Below are 19209 nucleotides of genomic sequence, written 5' to 3'. Positions count from 1 at the left end.
AGTTATGGAAAAGGAAATCATTACAATAGAAAAAACGAAAAGGACGACTGAAATTTTGATAGGGCTCATTGTGGTCGCGTTGATAGCGGCAGGAAGCCTGACTTTTTTATCAAGAGGAGACACGAATGACGATTTTATTGTTCAGGGAAATGTGAAAATGACGGACATTGATTTAAACTCAAAATTAGCGGGAAACATTGGAGAGATTCTTGTGAAAGAAGGCGATGAGGTAAAAGCCGGCGATGTGATCATTAAGATCTCCAGTGAAGCGGTGGAAGCAAAATTAAAGCAGGCGGAAGCGGCAAAAGCAGCAGCAGAGGCGGTAGCGAAGAAGGCGGAAAACGGAGCGAGAAGTCAGGAAGTGGCCCAGGCAAAAGCAGCCTTTGATTATGCACAGAAAACCTACGACAGAATGAAAACATTATTGGAGCAAGAGGCCATATCCCAAGCAAGCTTTGATCAGGTAGAGGCACAGTATATAGCCGCTAAAGAAACGTACAATATGGCCGTAGAGGGAGCCAGAAGTGAGGACGTGGCAGCAGCAGATTCTCAGGTAGCACAGGCAGACGGGGCGATTGCGGAAGTGAATAGTTATTTGAACGATGCACAGATTAAAGCACCGGTAGACGGTACCATCACGTCGATCAATGTGAATCAAGGAGAACTCATTTCGACCGGCATGCCTTTAGCCACACTGACAACGAAAGAGGAGGCTTGGATTGAAGTAAATGTGAAAGAGACAGATTTAGGAAAAGTTCAGGAAGGACAGGAAGTGCAGATTACTTTCCCGGCTTATCCTGACAAACAATATAAAGGAAAGGTAACTGTTATCAATAAAAAACCGGATTTTGCCACGAAAAGAGCAACCAATGAAAATGGTGATTTTGATGTGTTATCCTATGGTGTCAAAATCGCTATTTCTGCAATAGACAAAGAATTATATTCGGGCATGACCGCTATGGTTGATTTTGGAAGAAATGAAGGAAAGTAAAATGCTTCAAACAAATAGGTTGGCAATCGCCTTCTACAAATTTAAATGCAAGCATCCAAGATTTGTCATGGCAACGTTGGTATTTGTCGTGATTCCCCTCGCGTCAGGTTTGATATTAGGCTATGAAATGAAAGCAGATGTACCGGCGAGTATACCGACGGTGATCGTAAACCATGATAACTCGGAGTTCAGCAGAACTTTTACGGGTTTCATAGAAGACAGCAATTACTTTGATGTAATAGAATACACAGATCGTGATGAAAGAATAAAGGAGAAGATGGACAAAAATCAGGCTTATGCAGGAATCATCATACCGGAAAACTTTTATCAGGATATGCGTGCCGGCAAAGCTCCTAACATTCTTACCGTATACGACGGCTCTGCCCTTTCGGTGGTCACTACCTCCAAAACAGCCATGTCAGAAATTCTACTGACGACAAAAGCGGCTTATATGATGAGTATTTTTGAGGGCAAGCTATCCGCTGTTCCGGAACAAGTGATGAATTTGGTCACTCCTATAAACGTAAATTATAAATTCCTTTACAACTCTACAAAGAGTTTTCGAAATTATCTCCTGATCGGGATGCTCGCCTCCGTTATACAAGTGGGGATTGCCATGCAAGGAGCCGAGAGAGGATATGAGAATCAGACGAAGCCCGGAACATACTTAAATCAGCTTAAGGTAATAGGAGGGTGGTCAGTGATGAGTGCACTCTCGATCATACTATGTTTAGGTGTTCAGTATTTATTTTTTGATATGCCATATAGAAGCACCATTGTGGGAGGCCTTTTAATGACCTTCTTGTTTGCGATGTGTATTTTAAATATTGGCTATATCGTTGGCAATATTGTTCCGGATCGAGTTTTTGCCATCCAGATTTCCGCTATTTTAGTGCTGCCGGCGAGTATAGTGGGCGGATACACCTATCCGATAGAAGGAATGCCTCATGCTTTTCAAGCATTAGCAAAGCTAATACCTTACTATTATTATGGAAACGACATCCGAAGCCTTTGCTTAAAGGAATTGGGAATTCACCATATAGCGGGAACCCTTCAATTTTTTTCGGTATTTATTCTAGCAGAACTGATCCTTATTCTGGCCATTATGTTATTTAAGAACTGGTGGAGAGCAACCTACAAAAATGGAGTGGGGGTGACTCCAATTGTTTGAGAAATTTAAGAGTATGACGCTTGCTGAAAAAAAGGAAAAATTCATGCAGATCAAACCTTATTTGATTGTATTAGTGATCCCGATAGCCTTTACGCTTCTGCTGGGAGAGATGTTCAGTCCCATATTTGTGGAAAACATTCCGATTGCCATGTATGATATGGATCAGTCCGCAGCTTCTCGAAAGGTAGTAGCGCAATTCTATGATTCACCGGTTTTAAGTATAACAGAAGATTTTTCTTCTGTAGAAGAGATAAAAGAAAAGCTGCTTCTAGGTGAAATTCACGGAGCGATCTTGCTTCCGAAGGATTTCGGAAAAGACTTAAATGGGAAAAAAGGTGCAAAGGCAGTAGTTTTTATGGACAATACAAACTTCATGTATGGAAACAATGTGATGAGTGCTGTCAATACTATTTTTGAGACGGTAAATGCCGGCGTGCAGATGAAATATTTGGAGGGGAGCTCATTGGTGCCTTACCAAGCAGAACAGAGTGTATATACATTGAATCTCGTGGATAGAGTACTATATAATCCGCAAGTCGGTTATTTTTACTATTTGTTTCCTGGTCTTCTTTCTATATTTGTTCAGCAGGCTTTTTTAGCAGCGAGTGTTCCGATTTTAGTAGAAGAAAAAAACAGACTTCGCTACCTGCCTATGGAGCTCAGCCGGGAAGTGATAAAGGTCAAGATGGATTTAACGATCCGCCGCTTTTTGCTGATAACAGGATTCAGTATCATAAGCACGCTGGCGTGCATAAAAATTGCGATGGCGATAACGGGTTTTCCTATGAGAGGCAATATCCTCGTGCTGATTTTGTTTCAGATCGTATTTTTAGGGGCCGTAACGGGAATGGCACTGGTCATTGCTTCCTTGTTTGAGCAAGTAGCACATGCTGTTCAATTTACCATGTTTTTAACGATACCGACGTTTCTCGCCTGCGGGTTTGCATGGCCTGAATATATGATGGCACCGGGATTTGCAGCTGTGATGAAAGCCGTATGGCCGTTATATTATTACATAATACCGGTGAAAGATATCATGCTGAAGGGGGCAGATTTGGCACTTCTAATGCCTTATCTGACAGGAGGTATTATCTTTGCAGCGTTCTGGATTCCGATCGGGTTACTTCTTTTCGGAAGGAAAATAAAGCTTATCCGAATGCTTCATCAATAAAACAGCAAGTCCCAAGCGTTTTGCCAGAATTCAAGATCCGGTAAGGGAGCAGGCATTCGAAATAGGACCAAAGCAATTGAGACTACGATAAAAGGCTTGACAAAACTAGAATATAGTGGTAAAATTTTGCAAAAGTTAGCAAGAGCTAACTTTTGCAGTGACGATTGGTGCATGTTTACCAATTTATTTTTTGCCAATCGGTTAGCGTAAGCTGACGAGATGAAGAAGAAAAAATGAATAAGATATTCAATGGATAAAAGAGCGCTGTAAACAGCACAATAAATGATAGTAGGAGGATATAGAAGATGTTGGATTGTTTTAAAGAATTAGATTTAAAAAAAGCGGGTATTTTTGCAACAGGAGTTATGTTTGGAACTGCCGGAATAAAGATCCTTTTTAGCAAGGATGCGAAAAAATTATATACAAGTTGTGCCGCAGCAACATTGAGAGCAAAAAAATGCGTACTGGAAACTGTGACTGCTATTCAAGAAAATGCAGAGGATATCGTTGCAGAAGCGAAAGCGATCAATGAAGAAAGGGAAGCGCAGGAATTGCAGGAAAATAAAGTAGAAGGGGCTACAGAACAATAGCTGAGACACTCACAGCATGATCTGAGGGTGCTTAAAACGGAGGAATTATGAAGTTTATCATAAAGCATCAAATCAAAGGGAGATTCCGGATTCACCTTCTGCAAAATAAAATGTCCTATGAGGAGGCCGATATCCTTTCCTATTATTTAAACGGTATAAAGACGGTAACTTCAGTAAAAGTATACGAGAGGACGGTGGATGTCGCTATTCATTTTGTCGGAGACAGCGGGATACTGCTGGAAGCTCTGGCCGCGTTCCGATATGAAGATGTTAAAATGCCCGAAGGATCACTTGAGACATCAGGAAGAGAATTGAACGCATTTTATCAAGATAAGTTGATGGATAAGATTATCAATCACATAGTGATCAAAGCCTTTCTTCCGTATCAGGTCCGCATTCTGTATACCGGAGTCAAATCAGCCGGTTACATCTGGAAGGGAATTCGGAGTCTGGCGCGTATGAAATTGGAAGTATCGGCACTGGATGCGGCGGCCATCACGGTATCGATTTTAAGAAGGGATACTCATACGGCAGGTTCCATTATGTTTTTGCTTGGAATAGGAGAAATATTAGAGGAATGGACTCACAAAAAAACCGTCAATGATCTCGCGAGAAGTATGTCACTGAATGTGAGTAAAGTATGGCTTATAAAAGAGGAACGGGAGCGACTGGTATCCGTGTCCGATATTGTTCCCGGTGATCGGGTTGTAGTACATGCAGGGAACGTGATTCCTTTTGACGGTCTTGTTGAAGCCGGAATAGGTACTGTTAATCAGGCCTCTCTTACAGGAGAGTCTGTCCCGGTAGAAAAAGAAGCAGGGGGATATGTGTATGCAGGTACAATCGTAGAAGAAGGTCAATTTACGATAATCGTTAAGGAAACGTTCGGCTCCACAAGGTACAAACGGATTGTGACGATGATAGAAGAAACGGAAAAACTGAAATCGGCATTGGAGGGAAAGGCGGAACATTTAGCGGATAGATTAGTATCTTATACACTTTTAGGAACCGTGCTGACCTATTTAATCACGGGGAATATGACAAAAGCCTTATCGGTATTGATGGTCGACTTTTCCTGTGCATTAAAGCTTTGCATGCCGATTGCGGTGTTGTCTGCCATTAAAGAAGCCAGAGTATATGATATAACGGTTAAAGGGGGCAAATCATTAGAAGCTGTAGCTCAGGCAACCACCATTGTTTTTGACAAGACAGGGACCCTTACAAAGGCAAAACCTACAGTCGCAGAGGTGGTTACGTTCGGCGACCGGGATAAGGATGAAATGCTCCGAGTAGCAGCCTGTTTAGAGGAACACTTCCCGCATCCTATGGCAAGAGCCGTAGTGAAAGCGGCAAAGGATAAGGAGCTAACGCATGATGAAATGCATTCCAAAGTAGATTACATCGTTGCCCATGGCATTTCCTCCTACATTGAAGATAAAAAAGTAATTATCGGAAGTTACCATTTTGTTTTTGATGATGAAAAATGCAAAACCCAAGCTTCGGAACAAGACAAGTTCCAGCAATTGCCGGAAGAGTATTCCCACTTATATCTGGCGATTGAAAATGAATTGGCCGCTGTCATATGCATTGAAGATCCGTTAAGAAAAGAGGCGGAAGCCGTTATCAATTCTTTAAGGAAGCTGGGGATCAATAAGGTTGTCATGATGACCGGCGATAATGAGAAGACCGCAAAAGCCATCGCCGATAAAATCGGTGTAGATGAGTATTATTCCGAGGTTCTGCCGGAGGATAAGGCAAAATACATCGAACGGGAAAAGGCGTCAGGAAACAAGGTTGTCATGATCGGCGACGGAATTAATGATTCTCCTGCGTTATCCGCTGCAGATGCGGGAATTGCCATCAGTGACGGAGCTGAAATCGCCAGGGAAATTGCAGATGTTATAATCGGTGCCGATAATTTGTACGATATAGTTACGTTGAAGCTGATCAGCAATTGTTTGATGAAGAGGATCGGAGAGAACTACCGCTTTATTGTAGGATTTAATACGGGGTTGCTGCTCTTAGGTATAAGCGGTTTCATCCCGCCTTCCACTTCTGCGTTATTGCATAATGCATCGACTTTGGGAATCAGCTTACACAGTATGCAAAAATTATTAGCGTAGCTTTCTAAAAAACCCGGTGCTCCGTACCTCGGATTCCGAAGTCACCGTAAACGAATAAAAAAATATATGAAAAAATAAAATCCCATCGGCAGAGCGTATCTGAAGATGGGATTTTATAATGCTTAGCCAATTATAATCTTTCCTTCCGGATAGAAAGTGCAAAAAAATGCAGCACAACAAAACAAGGAAAATAGGCATATACTTTTTAATGGCAATCATGTAATATATAAGAATTAAACAATGGAATTAGATGACAAATCTACGCTGGGAGTTTATATATGGAAGAATTTTTATATGCTCAAATAAATATTGTAGGTTTCATCATATTAGCTATTCTCCTTACCAACCAGAAGAAATCGGTTGGAATCACAATCCAGCAAGAACTGTTTAACACCTTGATTATTGCTGCCATGTATATTCTTGTATTAGATTCCGGCATGTGGCTGATAGATGGAAAAACCTTTTCCTTCGCAAGGGAGCTGAATTTTTTGATTTCCACAGCCTACTATTTTTTGTGTGGGTTTATTTCTTTTATTTGGCTGCTCTATTCCGATTGCAAATTGAACAATACCATTCGGCATTTGCGTAATCGGTTGCTGGTCTATTTCGTTCCTTTATTGATTGATATTGTCGTAATCGCCTACAATTTAGGGAGCGGTCTGATTTTTTCTATCGACGCCCATAATGTCTATCACAGAGGGGAATGGGTTATTATTCCTGTCATTCTTTCCTTTTCCTATCTCATCTGTTCCTTTGTACTGTCTGTGCACAAAGGGTACAGCAGTAAAATAGCCGGTGACAAAAGGCAGGCTTACCTCATGGCTTTTTTTGCCCTTCCTCCTGTTATAGGGATCATGGTGCAATCGATATTTTCTGAAGTTTCTCTGATTTGGATTAGCACGGTTATTTCTCTTTTAATGATATTCGTTAATATTCAGAACCAACAAATCAATACGGACTCGCTGACCGGCTTAAATAATCGGCTTCAATTTGATAAATATTTGTACTTTAAAACAAGGGATACGGATTATAAAGATGTCATTGCGCTGATTATGATAGATGTGGATAAATTTAAGCAAATTAATGATTCATACGGGCACCTGGCCGGAGATAAGGCGTTGATTTGCGTTGCAGACATCCTAAAAAAATCTTGTAAAAATAAAAATGTATTTCTGTCCCGATACGGCGGAGATGAATTTGCTGTCGTCTATCAAACAAGACAATTGTCTAACGTACAAAAATTAATAGAATTACTCCATCAAAATACCCATACCTTTAATCGGACCAATTCCGAAGTATTTTCAGTTTCCTTAAGCATCGGATATGCTGTATGGGAACGCAACTCCTCAATAGATAGGCTGATCGCTCAGGCAGACCATAATATGTATCAAGCAAAGCGTCGAAAAGCATAACGCGGAGCACCAAACAAAAGACATATTGATTACAACAAAATGAGAATAAGAAGCAAACAAATACAATTTATTAAGAGAAAATAAGTTTAAAGTTCATGAAGTTTTAACAAAGAACTACATAAGGCCGATAGACATGCTGTTGAGGAAAAATAGGAAGAAATAGATTAGATAGGAATAGCTGTAAATTAACAAAAATGAACGAAAATTCTGCATATTCAATGGGATATTGTTCGTAAAAAGAAAAAGGCAATAGAATTACGGCGTAAAAAATTGAAATTAAAACGTTGGCAGACATTCTCGGCAGGGTCAAAACTAGTAAATTATGGCAACAAAATTGTTAATATTATGTCGAAATCTGCTAGACAAATTTAATGGAATAAAGTAGAATATGGACAAAAGCATACGGTTGTATATCTAAGATTCTCATATGACATGGTGACAATGTATATTTGAGGAACATTCTTCCAGTAGTGATTATTTAGAGGCTAATGTGTTTGTTGAGAAAGGAAAAGAAGGTTATGAGAAGGAGTATTTTATTTAAGATTCTGGTGGGTGTAATCATTCCAGTAATTTTATGCCTATGTATCTTGCTGTTTACGTTGTTTAGCTTTGTAAAGGTGGACATACAGACAACAACAAAAGATGAATTGACGGCAAATTCAAAGCAGGCGGCGTATCAGGTGGAGAACTTCTTTACCGAATACATAATGATAACCAAAGCGGTGGCGGCACAGCCAAAATTTGAAAACTTCTTTAATGCAACGACCCCAGGTACTCCTATCTTACAGGCTCCTGGATTTGAAGATATGAAAGGAAGCTTAATAAGAGCGGCAGAGCTTGATTCCGATAATATACTTGCTTGCTGGATTGCGGACTTTGACTCCAGTCAGCTTACTCAATCCGACGATTATACGTCCGGCCCGGATTGGGATGTAACCACAAGGGGATGGTATAAGACCATCACAGCAGAAAATAGAACGATCTTGACTCCACCTTATGTGGATACTGCTTCCGGTGAAATGATTGTCAGTGCAATTTCCCCGGTGTATGATCCTGCGACAAGCCAAATGGTTGGTGTAGTCGGAATGGATTTAAAGATCACCAGACTTGCAAAGATCATGGCAGATTACAAACTGGGTGATACCGGATTCTTTATATTTATTGCCGGTGACGGTTCAGTCGTTTATGATAAAAACGAAGACAACATCTTGAAAAATGTTGCAGAGATCGGCCTGTCAAGTACAGCGACGGATGCCTACACCAATCAAAAAGAAGGATATCTGGAATTTACATCACAATATAAGGACCAAACAATTAATTCTTATGGGTACTACAGCCTAATTGGTGATACGGGTTGGAGTGTATTATCTGCCTTACCTGAAAAAGAATTTTATGAAGGTTTCAGTCATTTAACAACGCTGGCTGTCATTATTGCACTTATCAGTATTGCTATTTTGACCGCGGTAATCGTAGTAATTTCAATAGGAATTATCAGACCGCTTAAGCGATTGGCACATGCAGCGAATCAGATCGCTGATGGAGATCTAGAGGTTGAAGTCGATACAAAATACTTGGATGAAACCGGTCAGGTTGCACAAGGCCTTGGCAGAACAGTGGTAAGACTAAAAGACTATATTAAATACATCAATGAGATTTCCTTCGTATTGGATGAAATTGCAGAAGGTAATATCGTATTTGAATTACAGCAGGATTATACCGGTGAATTTGCAAAGATTAAGGTAGCCTTGCTTAAGATTCAAAATACATTCTCACAGACATTATCGGAGATTGCAGTAGCAGCAGATCAGGTGGCTACCGGTTCCGATCAATTGGCAAGCGGTGCACAGGAATTATCACAGGGTGCAATGCAGCAGGCAAGTTCTGTTGAAGAATTGTCCGCAACCATTACTGAAATTTCTCATGATATTGCGAAGAATGCGGATAATGCAAAATTGGCAAATCAAATTTCCGTTGAATCTGCAACGGAGGTAGAGCGCGGAAATCAGCAGATGAAGCACATGATCGCCGCTATGGAAGAAATCAAGACAGCTTCTAATCAAATCAGCAATATTATTAAAGCGATTGATGACATTGCATTCCAGACCAATATCCTTGCGTTGAATGCAGCAGTAGAAGCGGCCAGAGCAGGGGCAGCAGGGAAAGGCTTTGCCGTAGTAGCAGATGAAGTTCGAAACCTTGCAGGAAAGAGTGCGGAAGCAGCAAAGAATACAACGGACTTAATTGAAACGGCTATTGCAGCAGTTGAAAATGGAACAAAGATTGTAGGGGAAACCGCACAATCCTTGAGCAAGATCGTAGAAAGTGCGAAACAGTCCAATGTTGTTATCAATGAGATTTCTGATGCAACAGGAAATCAATCTGCATCGATCACTCAAGTAACCGTAGGGGTTGACCAAATTTCTTCGGTTGTTCAGACGAACTCAGCAACTGCAGAAGAAACAGCAGCAGCAAGTGAAGAGCTTTCAAGCCAGGCCAACTTGCTCAAGGAGTTAATCGGACAATTCAAATTAAAGTAAGTAAATTTATACCCAATAAAAAAAGGCGCTTCCATAGGAAGCGCCTTTTGCTTGGCATCATTCAGATAAAGGGAACAACGCTATTTCAAAGATTCCGGAACAAGTTCATTTTGAAGCATATGTTCATAGGACTGTCTTTTTACGATTAGTTCATCACAACCTTCTTTCACGAGAACAACAGCCGGAATCGCATTCTTATTGTAATTGGAGGCCATGGAAAAACCATAAGCACCGGTGGAGAAAATGGCAAAGATATCTCCGCTTGCCGGCTCTGCTATGTCGATATCTCTGATTAGTATATCGCCGGATTCACAGCACTTACCGCAAATCGTCACCTTATCGTTTTTAGGCTGGTCGGCCTTGTTCGCTACGATACCGGCATATACCGCTTGATATAAAGCGGGACGAATGTTGTCCGTCATTCCCCCATCGATGGACACATATTTACGAACTCCTTCGATATCTTTAATACTGCCGATGGTATACAGGCTTAACCCGGCTTCTGCTACGATGCTTCTGCCCGGTTCAATTACTACAGCAGGTCGTTTAATTCCTAAATGAGAAAAGAATTCTTCAATTCGATGCATCATAGGATCTAAAAAATATTCAAACGGTTTTCTTTCTTCACTGGTGTAGGTCACGCCAAATCCGCCGCCGATATTGAGCTCGGTCACATCGTAGTGAAAGCGCTCTTTCACAGAATTGATTAAGAATAGCACGATTTCCAAGGCCTGCAAATGTGAAGTGTTGTCAAAAAGCTGAGAGCCCACATGGAAGTGGAATCCTAAAAAATCCACATATTCGGATTGAATAGCGGCTTCTACCGCAGGAAAGATCACATGCTCATCAAGCGGGATTCCAAATTTGGAGTCTTTCTTGCCCGTAACGATATAATCATGGGAGTCGGATTTTACGCCCGGTGTGATCCTATATAAAACCTGAACCTTTTTCCCCTTTTCTTTGCATATGGATTCAATTAATGATAATTCCTGCAATCCGTCGATAATAATTCTGCCGATGCCGTAATCGATGGCCATCGCCAATTCATCGGCTTGTTTGTTATTTCCGTTGAATTCTATTTTTTCCGGTGGGAATTTTGCTTGTATAGCGGTATATAATTCTCCTCCGGACACAACGTCGATACACATTCCTTCTCTAGCCGCCAATTTACACATGGCGATTGTGCAAAAAGCTTTTGCCGCATAAGCTACGCGGGTATTCTCATATCGCTCTATGAAACATTTTTTTAATTCATTAAATCGGTTTACTATATCGGTTTCGGAAAATACATATAAGGGTGTGCCGTATTTTTGGGCCAATTCGACCGTATCACACCCGTCAAAATATAAGATTCCATTCTTTACTTCGTTAATCATGTTGTTTTCTCCATTCTTGATTTCTTCTTTTCTTTAGTATTTTTTAGAATTTGTAATGATATCCCTAAAATGTGTGAACATTTTCTTTTTACTCAATATAATTGTAGTAATGTCCTTTGATTGTTGGATGTTTTATGAACCTAGATTCATATATAAAGCAAAAATTATGCCAATTAGTATAAAAAAGAACTATTTCGCTGCAAATCGGTAAAATAAGAGACTCTAGTTGAAAGTATTTTAAAGCTTCAAGAAGAATTTGTCAAATAGGTACGAAGTTCGGGAAATTTAGTTCTGATTTCGGGAAGAAATTTTTAATATGCCAGGAAGACATAAGGCATAATTGAAAGGAAAGATAAAATGACTCCTATAGAAAGAAAAATAGAAGAAATCCTTGAGGAAATCATCTGCATCAGAAGGGATTTTCATACGAATCCAGAATTATCGGAGTATGAAGTAAGAACCGCACAAAAAATCAGTGAATACCTGACTGCGTGGGAAATCCCTCATCAAACCGGCGTGGCGGGCAATGGCATTGTGGCGTTGCTGCAAGGAAAAAAAGTGCAGGATGAAGCAAAACGTTTCCAAACGATAGGAATACGGGCAGACATGGATGCGCTGCCGATACAGGAAGCGGTAGATGTTCCGTTTCGATCCGTCAAATCCGGAGTGATGCACGCCTGCGGACATGATATCCATACAGCGATTCTTTTAGGGACAGCCCGGATTTTTAAAGAATTGGAAGAAGATTTAACGGGAAATGTGAAATTCTTCTTTCAACCATCTGAGGAAACCGTCGGCGGTGCAGAACGAATGATTCAAGAAGGCTGTATGGAGAACCCAAAAGTCGATGTCGTAATCGGACTGCATGTGGCGCCCGAAATACCGGTTGGCTGTATTGAATTTTGCAAAGGGAAGATGAATGCCGCTTCTACGGAATTCAAAATTTGGGTAGAGGGTATCGAATGCCACGGAGCACATCCGGAGACAGGAATAGATCCGATTGTTGCGGCTTCTCATATCGTATGCGCGCTGCAAAGTATTGTAAGCAGAAATACTTCTCCGACCCAGCCTACCGTGATTACCGTTGCACAATTTCATGCAGGAAAGAAGAACAATATCATCCCGAAAGAAGCGGTTTTATCCGGGATTATCCGAACCTTAAATATGAAAAGCAGAACCTTTTTGAAAAAAAGAGTAGAAGAACTGGCGGTTCTATGTGCCGAATCTTTCGGAGCGAAAGCTCGTGTTCAATTTACAGATAGTTACCCCGTGTTGATTAATGATGAAGAAATTGAATCAATTCTGGAAAAGGCGGCGAGACAATTTTTGCCGAAAAATAAAATTTTGCATTGCTCTGAACCAAGCATGGGCGCCGATGATTTTTCCTATTTCTCTAGAGTTGCAAAGACTGTTTATTTTAATATAGGGACACTGTCCGAAGGAGAGTCGGTTCCTCAGAGAGTTCACAGTGCGCATTTTAACCCGGATGAACAATGCATTGAAGTGGGGATGACAATGGAAATACTGGGAACATTGGAACTTCTTAGCCAGAAAAAGAAATAGAGTTAAAAATTCAATATTATTTCCAATAAGGAAAGTATTGTAAAAATAATCTAAAACTTTAAAATATTCTGTCAAATAATAGACTCCTTTGAAGCTTTATGGTAAAATATGTGTCATATATTAAAGCCCAACTATTTCATGCTAATTCTATATTAGAACTTTTATGGCAGTTTTAATGGGATTACTAAAGAAAGGAAGACACTTATGAGAAAGAGTATTTTATGGAAAATCCTAGTAGGAATAATAGTCCCGGTAGTCTTGTGCTTGTGCATCTTACTGGCCACGCTATTTAACTTGATTAAATCGGATATAGAGATAACAACGCAAGATCAATTGACTGCCAATTCACAGAAAGCAGCCTATCAGGTGGAAAATTTCTTTACCCAGTATACCCAAATCGCAGAAGCTGTAGCATCACAACCAGACTTTGAAAGCTTCTTTAAGAATACAACCAAGGGCATTTACATATTAGAGGCTCCCGGCTATGCTGACATAAAGGTAGGTATGGATAATGCAGCGGCTCTTGATACAGATACTATACTGGCATGTTGGGTGGCTGATTTTGATTCCAGCCAGCTTACGCAGTCGGATAATTTTACAGCTAAGCCGGAATGGGATGTTACCTCAAGGCCTTGGTATATTAAGATGGTTAAGGAAAATGGTACGATTTTGACAGCCCCATACATTGACACGGCATCGGGTGGATTGGTAGTAACTGCGGCAGCACCGGTGTATGATAGCACTACCAATCAAATGATAGGTGCTGTAGGGCTTGACATCACGTTAGAAAAGCTAAATTCTATCATGGCCTCTTACAAATTGGGGAAAACAGGATCTTTTATCTTTCTTTCGGATGATGGTTCTGTTGTTTACGATAAGAATAACGACAACATTATGAAGAACGTGTACGAGGTAGGACTTTCGAGTGAAGCGACTGAGGCCTATAACAGCAGTAAAGAAGGATATTTGGAATACACGCGCGATAATGCTAAATTGTATGGGTATTATAACTTAATCGGAAATACTGGTTGGAGTGTATTGTCTTCCTTGCCGGAAAAAGAGTTTTATGAAGACTATAATGGTCTAAAGAAATTGGCAACTAGTATTTCTGCAGTAATACTAGCTCTGTTAATAGTCGTAATCGTATTTATTTCTAAGGGAATTATCAAGCCGCTTCAAAAATTAGCCCATACAGCAAATCAAATCGCGGATGGAGATTTAGATGTTAAACTTGATACAAAACATATGGATGAAACAGGGCAAGTTGCACAAGGTCTTGGCAGAACAGTGGTAAGACTAAAAGACTATATTAAATATATAAATGAGATTTCTTTCGTATTGGATGAAATTGCAGAAGGTAATATCGTATTCGAATTGCAGCATGATTATACAGGTGAATTCGCAAAGATTCAGGTAGCCTTGCTGAAGATTCAAAATACATTCTCACAGACATTATCAGAGATTGCAGTAGCAGCAGATCAGGTAGCTACCGGTTCCGATCAATTGGCAAGCGGTGCACAGGGATTATCACAGGGTGCAATGCAGCAGGCAAGCTCTGTTGAAGAATTATCAGCAGCTATTGCTGAAATTTCTCATGATATTGCGAAGAATGCGGATAATGCAAAATTAGCAAATCAAATTTCCGTTGAATCTGCAGCCGAGGTAGAGCACGGAAATCAGCAGATGAAGCATATGATTGCCGCTATGGAAGAAATTAAGACCGCTTCTAATCAAATCAGCAATATTATTAAAGCAATTGATGACATTGCATTCCAGACTAATATCCTGGCGTTGAATGCAGCGGTAGAAGCGGCTAGAGCAGGGACAGCAGGGAAAGGCTTTGCCGTAGTAGCAGATGAAGTGCGAAATCTTGCAGGAAAGAGTGCGGAAGCCGCAAAGAATACAACGGACTTAATTGAAACGGCTATTGCAGCAGTTGAAAACGGAACAAAGATTGTGGGAGAGACTGCACAATCCTTGAGCAAGATCGTAGAAAGTGCAAAACAGTCCAATGCTGTTATCAATGAGATTTCTGATGCAACAGGAAATCAATCGGAATCTATTACTCAAGTAACCGTAGGGGTTGACCAAATTTCTTTTGTTGTTCAGACGAACTCAGCAACTGCAGAAGAAACAGCAGCAGCAAGTGAAGAGCTTTCAAGCCAGGCCAACTTGCTCAAGGAGCTAATCGGACACTTCAAATTAAAGTAAGTAAATTATACCAATAAACAAAGGCGCTTCCATGGAAGCGCCTTTGTTTCATCACGTCCCTCTTTCATGAGCACAACAGCTAAATAAATCCCAGCGAATGGGTACGAAGTTTTGAAATATCCTGTAAGAATGCTAGACACAATTGGAATTATATAGTAAAATGAAACACAATTATTCCTATAAAATTTTCTCATATTATCCTGAAAATAAGTTGATTTATACGAGAGGATTCTTTCTATAAATGTAAAAATTATACGAATACGCTAGGTAGATAATAACTTACAAAATTAGTATGAAGTTAGTGTAAAACATGTAAGAAATTAGTGTATGGCTTATAATGAAAGGAAAATACTTATGAGAAAGAGTATCTTATTGAAAATTTTAGTAGGAGTAATTACCCCTGTAGTTCTATGCCTGTGCATATTGCTGGTTACGCTGTTTAGCCTTATTAAATCGGACATAGAAAGTACTACAAAAAATGAACTGACTGCAAATTCAAAGCAGGCAGCGTTTCAAGTTGAAAACTTTTTTACCCAATATACAAAAGCAACTGAAACGGCGGCCGCCATTCCTATTTTTGAGGAGTTTTTTCAAACTCTTCAGCTGGGAACACCTATACAGCAGGCTTCCGGGTATGCGCAGATCGATGTGATCATGCGAAATATCGCGGCATTCGATTCGGAAAACAGCGTTGCCTGGGTTTCTGATTTTGATTCCAGCCAATATGCACGATCGGATGGATTAATTTCATCTCCGGATTGGGTCATTACCACAAGAGATTGGTATAAGCAAATCGTGGAGGAGAATAAGACAATCGTGACAGCACCATATCTTGATTCCGCTACAGGCCTCATGGGTGTAAGTATTATCTCGCCGGTGTATGATAGTCTGAGCGGCCAGATGATCGGTATTTTCGGTTTGGATATACAGCTCACGCAGCTGGGAAAAATTATGGCGGACTATAAACTGGGGGATACCGGATTCTTTTTATTCATTGCCGATGACGGCTCCATTGTTTATGATAAGGATCACGAAAACGTCATGAAGAACCTGACGGAAATCGGATTGTCAAGTACGGCAACCGATGCCTACGCCAGTCAGAAAGAAGGGTACATAGAATATTCCAGAGGCGAAGAACATATCTATGGATACTATAGTTTGATCGGAACAACCGGTTGGAGCATATTATCTTCCCTGCCGGAAAAGGAATTTTATGAAGGCTATAACCATTTAGCGACGTTGGCAGTAATCATTGCTATGATCAGTATAGCGGTTTTATCTGCAGTGATTGTGCTTATTTCAACCGGAATCATCAAACCGCTTAAGAGGTTAGCCCATGCAGCGAATCAGATCGCGGATGGTGATCTAAACGTAAAAGTCGATACCAGGTATATGGATGAAACTGGTCAGGTTGCCCAGGGCCTTGACAGAACGGTATTAAGGCTAAAAGACTATATGAAATACATAGATGAGGTTTCCTACGTATTGGATGAAATGGCCGAAGGCAATATCATCTTTGAGTTGAAACAGGACTATGTAGGGGAATTTGCAAAGATTAAGGTGGCACTGCTTAAAATTCAGAGTACCTTTACGCAGACCTTATCAGAGATTGCAGTGGCGGCAGATCAGGTGGCTAACGGTTCCGATCAATTGGCGAGCGGTGCACAGGAGATGTCACAAGGCGCGATGCAGCAGGCAAGCTCCATTGAAGAACTGTCTGCAACCATCACTGAAATCTCACATGATATTTCAAAAAATGCAGCTAATGCAAAACTGGCTGATCAGATTTCTGCTGAATCTGAAACGGAAGTGGATCACGGAAATCAGCAGATGAAACATATGATTGCAGCAATGGAAGAAATTAAGAATTCTTCTAAACAGATCAGCAATATTATAAAAGCAATCGATGACATCGCATTCCAAACGAACATTCTTGCATTGAATGCAGCGGTAGAAGCTGCCAGAGCAGGAGCAGCGGGCAAGGGCTTCGCAGTAGTAGCAGATGAAGTTCGGAACCTCGCCGGAAAGAGTGCGGAAGCCGCTAAAAATACAACCGGTTTGATCGAAACGGCAATAGCAGCCGTTGAAAATGGAACAACGATCGTGGATGAAACGGCACAATCGCTAAACAGAATTGTAGAAAGTGCAAGACAATCCAAAACGGTTATTAGTGAGATATCGGATGCAACAGGAAATCAATCCGCCTCCATTACTCAAGTAACGATCGGAGTCGAGCAAATCTCCTCCGTTGTACAGACAAACTCCGCAACCGCGGAAGAAACGGCAGCAGCAAGCGAAGAGCTGTCAAGTCAGGCCAACTTATTGAAGGAGTTAATTGGGCAGTTTAGATTAAAATAAGTAAAGCATTATACCGATAAAAAAGGCGCTTCTACGGAAGTGCCTTTTCAGGCGGATTTAGTATAATTAAGTACATTAACGTTAAAGGAGAATAGGATGAAACTTTTTAAAATAGATACCATACAGGAAGTAAAAGAAAAACTGGATTTTTATTTTGGACAAGCTTCCGGAAGCTGCGGTGAATCAGGTGGAACAGAAGAACTCCCCTTGTTTCAAGCAATGAATCGATACTTGGCAGAGGAGATTGCCGTGGAGGAAAATCTTTCTTTCGGGCGAAAAGGGTATGACAAAGGGCATCGGATAACTGCTAAAGAGATCGGCGTGCTCGCCGCTTTAGGGCATTCAACCGTGCAAGTCTATATTCAACCGATCATATCCATTATAACGGCAGGAGAGGAAGTTGTCAGTATATTTGAGGAACCGGGACCTAAACAGGTTCGGGATATCAATTCTTACCTATTGATGGCGCTGCTTGAAAAGACAGGGGCAAAGGTCGGGGGTATTTCTTTAGTACGAAATGTTCATGATGAACTTAAAAAGACCATGAAGGATGCACTCGATAGAAGCGATATGGTGATTATATGCGGTAAAATAACGGAAGACAAGAAAACCATATCATCGATCATAAACTCACTTGGAGAGCCTGGAGTGATTACACGCGCAATTGCCATGGAACCTGTAAAAGAGTGTATAATCGGTGTGATGAAGGATGAACATTGCTGCTGTTGCAGTCGATCTAAATTAGCTGTTGGCATATCTGGGAACCCGATGGAGGCCATATTGTCTTATCAGACCATCATCGATTATTTTATTAAAAAGTACTATTTTAAATCGGTAGATGCGGAGAAAGCAATTACTGCCAAAATAGCCAAAAATATATCGAGTAAAAAGGGAAAAGAAACCTTTTGCTTCATCACATTAAAACAAGAAGGTTCAGACTGGATTGCGGAACCGATCGATACAACGCTAAGTGGCGTGGAGCAGCTTTTTACTGCAGACGGTTACGTGAATCTAAGGGATACGTCGATTGAAACCGGAGAATCGGTGAAGGTGTTCCAACTGTAAGGATAAGAACAAAAGCAAAATAGGAAAGGTTGAATCCAAAATGAAAAAGAGAATTTTAGTTTTAACGGGAAGTCCTCGCAAAGGTGGAAACACTGAATTACTGGCAGAGGCCTTTATTAAAGGTGCAGAGGCTGCCGGGCATACCGTTATGAAATATGAAACAGCCGTGAAACATATTGGCGGATGCGAAGCCTGTAACAGCTGTTACACCCAAGAGGGCCAAGCCTGTGTATTTAAAGATGACTTTAACATGCTGGCTCCTATGATGGAGAACTGTGATGTTATTGTAATCGCAACACCCCTGTACTGGTTTACGTTCCCCGCACAACTGAAAGCCGCTCTGGACAAAATGTATTCCTTGCTTATCGGCGGCATACAGAGCAATATCAAAGAAAGTATGTTGCTTGCGTGCGCAGGAGGCGCAGAGGAATCGGATTTTGATGGATTGGTGAAAACCTATGAACTGATCGCAGCCTACCAAAATTGGACAGACTTAGCGCATTTACTTGTTCCATCCGTTCATGAAAAAGGGGATATTTTGAATACGCATGCACTTAAAAAAGCCGAGGAGCTTGGATTATCATTAAAATAAGCAAGATTGCATTAAGTGAATACGTATCGCCATTTAATTTGTTTTACTT

At 40.8% G+C, this 19209-nt stretch carries 13 protein-coding genes; 12 read left to right on the top strand and 1 reads right to left on the bottom strand.

The annotated features are described in order from the left end of the window. The first annotated feature begins 4 nt into the window (after nucleotides 1-4). The 7 genes from JYB65_RS07595 (at nucleotide 5) to JYB65_RS07565 (ending at nucleotide 9995) form a co-directional block, all read left to right on the top strand. Complete coding sequence (locus JYB65_RS07595) at nucleotides 5-991, top strand: HlyD family secretion protein (protein ID WP_206582052.1); 987 nt, start codon at nucleotides 5-7, stop codon at nucleotides 989-991. A gap of 1 nt (nucleotide 992) precedes the next feature. After that, complete coding sequence (locus JYB65_RS07590) at nucleotides 993-2162, top strand: ABC transporter permease (RefSeq protein ID WP_206582051.1); 1170 nt, start codon at nucleotides 993-995, stop codon at nucleotides 2160-2162. Further along, complete coding sequence (locus JYB65_RS07585; RefSeq protein ID WP_206582050.1) at nucleotides 2155-3333, top strand: ABC transporter permease; 1179 nt, start codon at nucleotides 2155-2157, stop codon at nucleotides 3331-3333. Before JYB65_RS07590 ends, JYB65_RS07585 begins: the two co-directional genes overlap by 8 nt. A gap of 305 nt (nucleotides 3334-3638) precedes the next feature. After that, nucleotides 3639-3923, top strand: a complete 285-nt coding sequence (locus tag JYB65_RS07580; RefSeq protein ID WP_206582049.1) for a DUF6110 family protein — start codon at nucleotides 3639-3641, stop codon at nucleotides 3921-3923. A 47-nt stretch (nucleotides 3924-3970) separates the two neighbouring features. After that, complete coding sequence (locus JYB65_RS07575) at nucleotides 3971-6046, top strand: heavy metal translocating P-type ATPase (protein WP_206582048.1); 2076 nt, start codon at nucleotides 3971-3973, stop codon at nucleotides 6044-6046. 278 nt (nucleotides 6047-6324) lie between these two features. After that, nucleotides 6325-7458, top strand: a complete 1134-nt coding sequence (locus JYB65_RS07570; protein WP_206582047.1) for a GGDEF domain-containing protein — start codon at nucleotides 6325-6327, stop codon at nucleotides 7456-7458. 518 nt (nucleotides 7459-7976) lie between these two features. Further along, a complete protein-coding gene (locus JYB65_RS07565; protein WP_206582046.1) occupies nucleotides 7977-9995 on the top strand; it encodes a methyl-accepting chemotaxis protein in 2019 nt (672 codons plus the stop codon). 80 nt (nucleotides 9996-10075) lie between these two features. On the opposite strand, the gene lysA is transcribed toward JYB65_RS07565, so the two are convergent. Continuing rightward, nucleotides 10076-11371, bottom strand: a complete 1296-nt coding sequence (gene lysA / locus JYB65_RS07560) for a diaminopimelate decarboxylase (protein ID WP_206582045.1) — start codon at nucleotides 11369-11371, stop codon at nucleotides 10076-10078. Between the two features lie 357 nt (nucleotides 11372-11728). Between lysA and JYB65_RS07555 the strand changes: the two genes are divergently transcribed. From JYB65_RS07555 to JYB65_RS07535, 5 genes are all read left to right on the top strand, one after another. Then, on the top strand, nucleotides 11729-12934 hold the full coding sequence (locus tag JYB65_RS07555; RefSeq protein WP_206582044.1) for a M20 metallopeptidase family protein: 1206 nt from the start codon (nucleotides 11729-11731) through the stop codon (nucleotides 12932-12934). Nucleotides 12935-13138: 204 nt separating this feature from the next. Continuing rightward, nucleotides 13139-15145, top strand: a complete 2007-nt coding sequence (locus tag JYB65_RS07550; protein ID WP_206582043.1) for a methyl-accepting chemotaxis protein — start codon at nucleotides 13139-13141, stop codon at nucleotides 15143-15145. Between the two features lie 354 nt (nucleotides 15146-15499). Then, nucleotides 15500-17503 carry a methyl-accepting chemotaxis protein gene (locus JYB65_RS07545; protein ID WP_206582042.1) on the top strand — a complete coding sequence of 668 codons (2004 nt, stop codon included), beginning with the start codon at nucleotides 15500-15502 and terminating at the stop codon, nucleotides 17501-17503. Nucleotides 17504-17599: 96 nt separating this feature from the next. After that, on the top strand, nucleotides 17600-18568 hold the full coding sequence (locus JYB65_RS07540; RefSeq protein WP_206582041.1) for a molybdopterin-binding protein: 969 nt from the start codon (nucleotides 17600-17602) through the stop codon (nucleotides 18566-18568). A gap of 40 nt (nucleotides 18569-18608) precedes the next feature. Beyond that, nucleotides 18609-19160 carry a flavodoxin family protein gene (locus JYB65_RS07535; protein WP_206582040.1) on the top strand — a complete coding sequence of 184 codons (552 nt, stop codon included), beginning with the start codon at nucleotides 18609-18611 and terminating at the stop codon, nucleotides 19158-19160. The last annotated feature ends 49 nt before the right edge of the window (nucleotides 19161-19209 follow it).

Origin of the sequence: Clostridium aminobutyricum, assembly GCF_017255415.1 — a bacterium.
GTDB lineage: Bacteria > Bacillota > Clostridia > Peptostreptococcales > Anaerovoracaceae > Aminipila > Aminipila aminobutyrica.
Note: the sequence above shows the minus strand (reverse complement) of the source record. Positions and strands in the feature narration are given on the sequence as shown.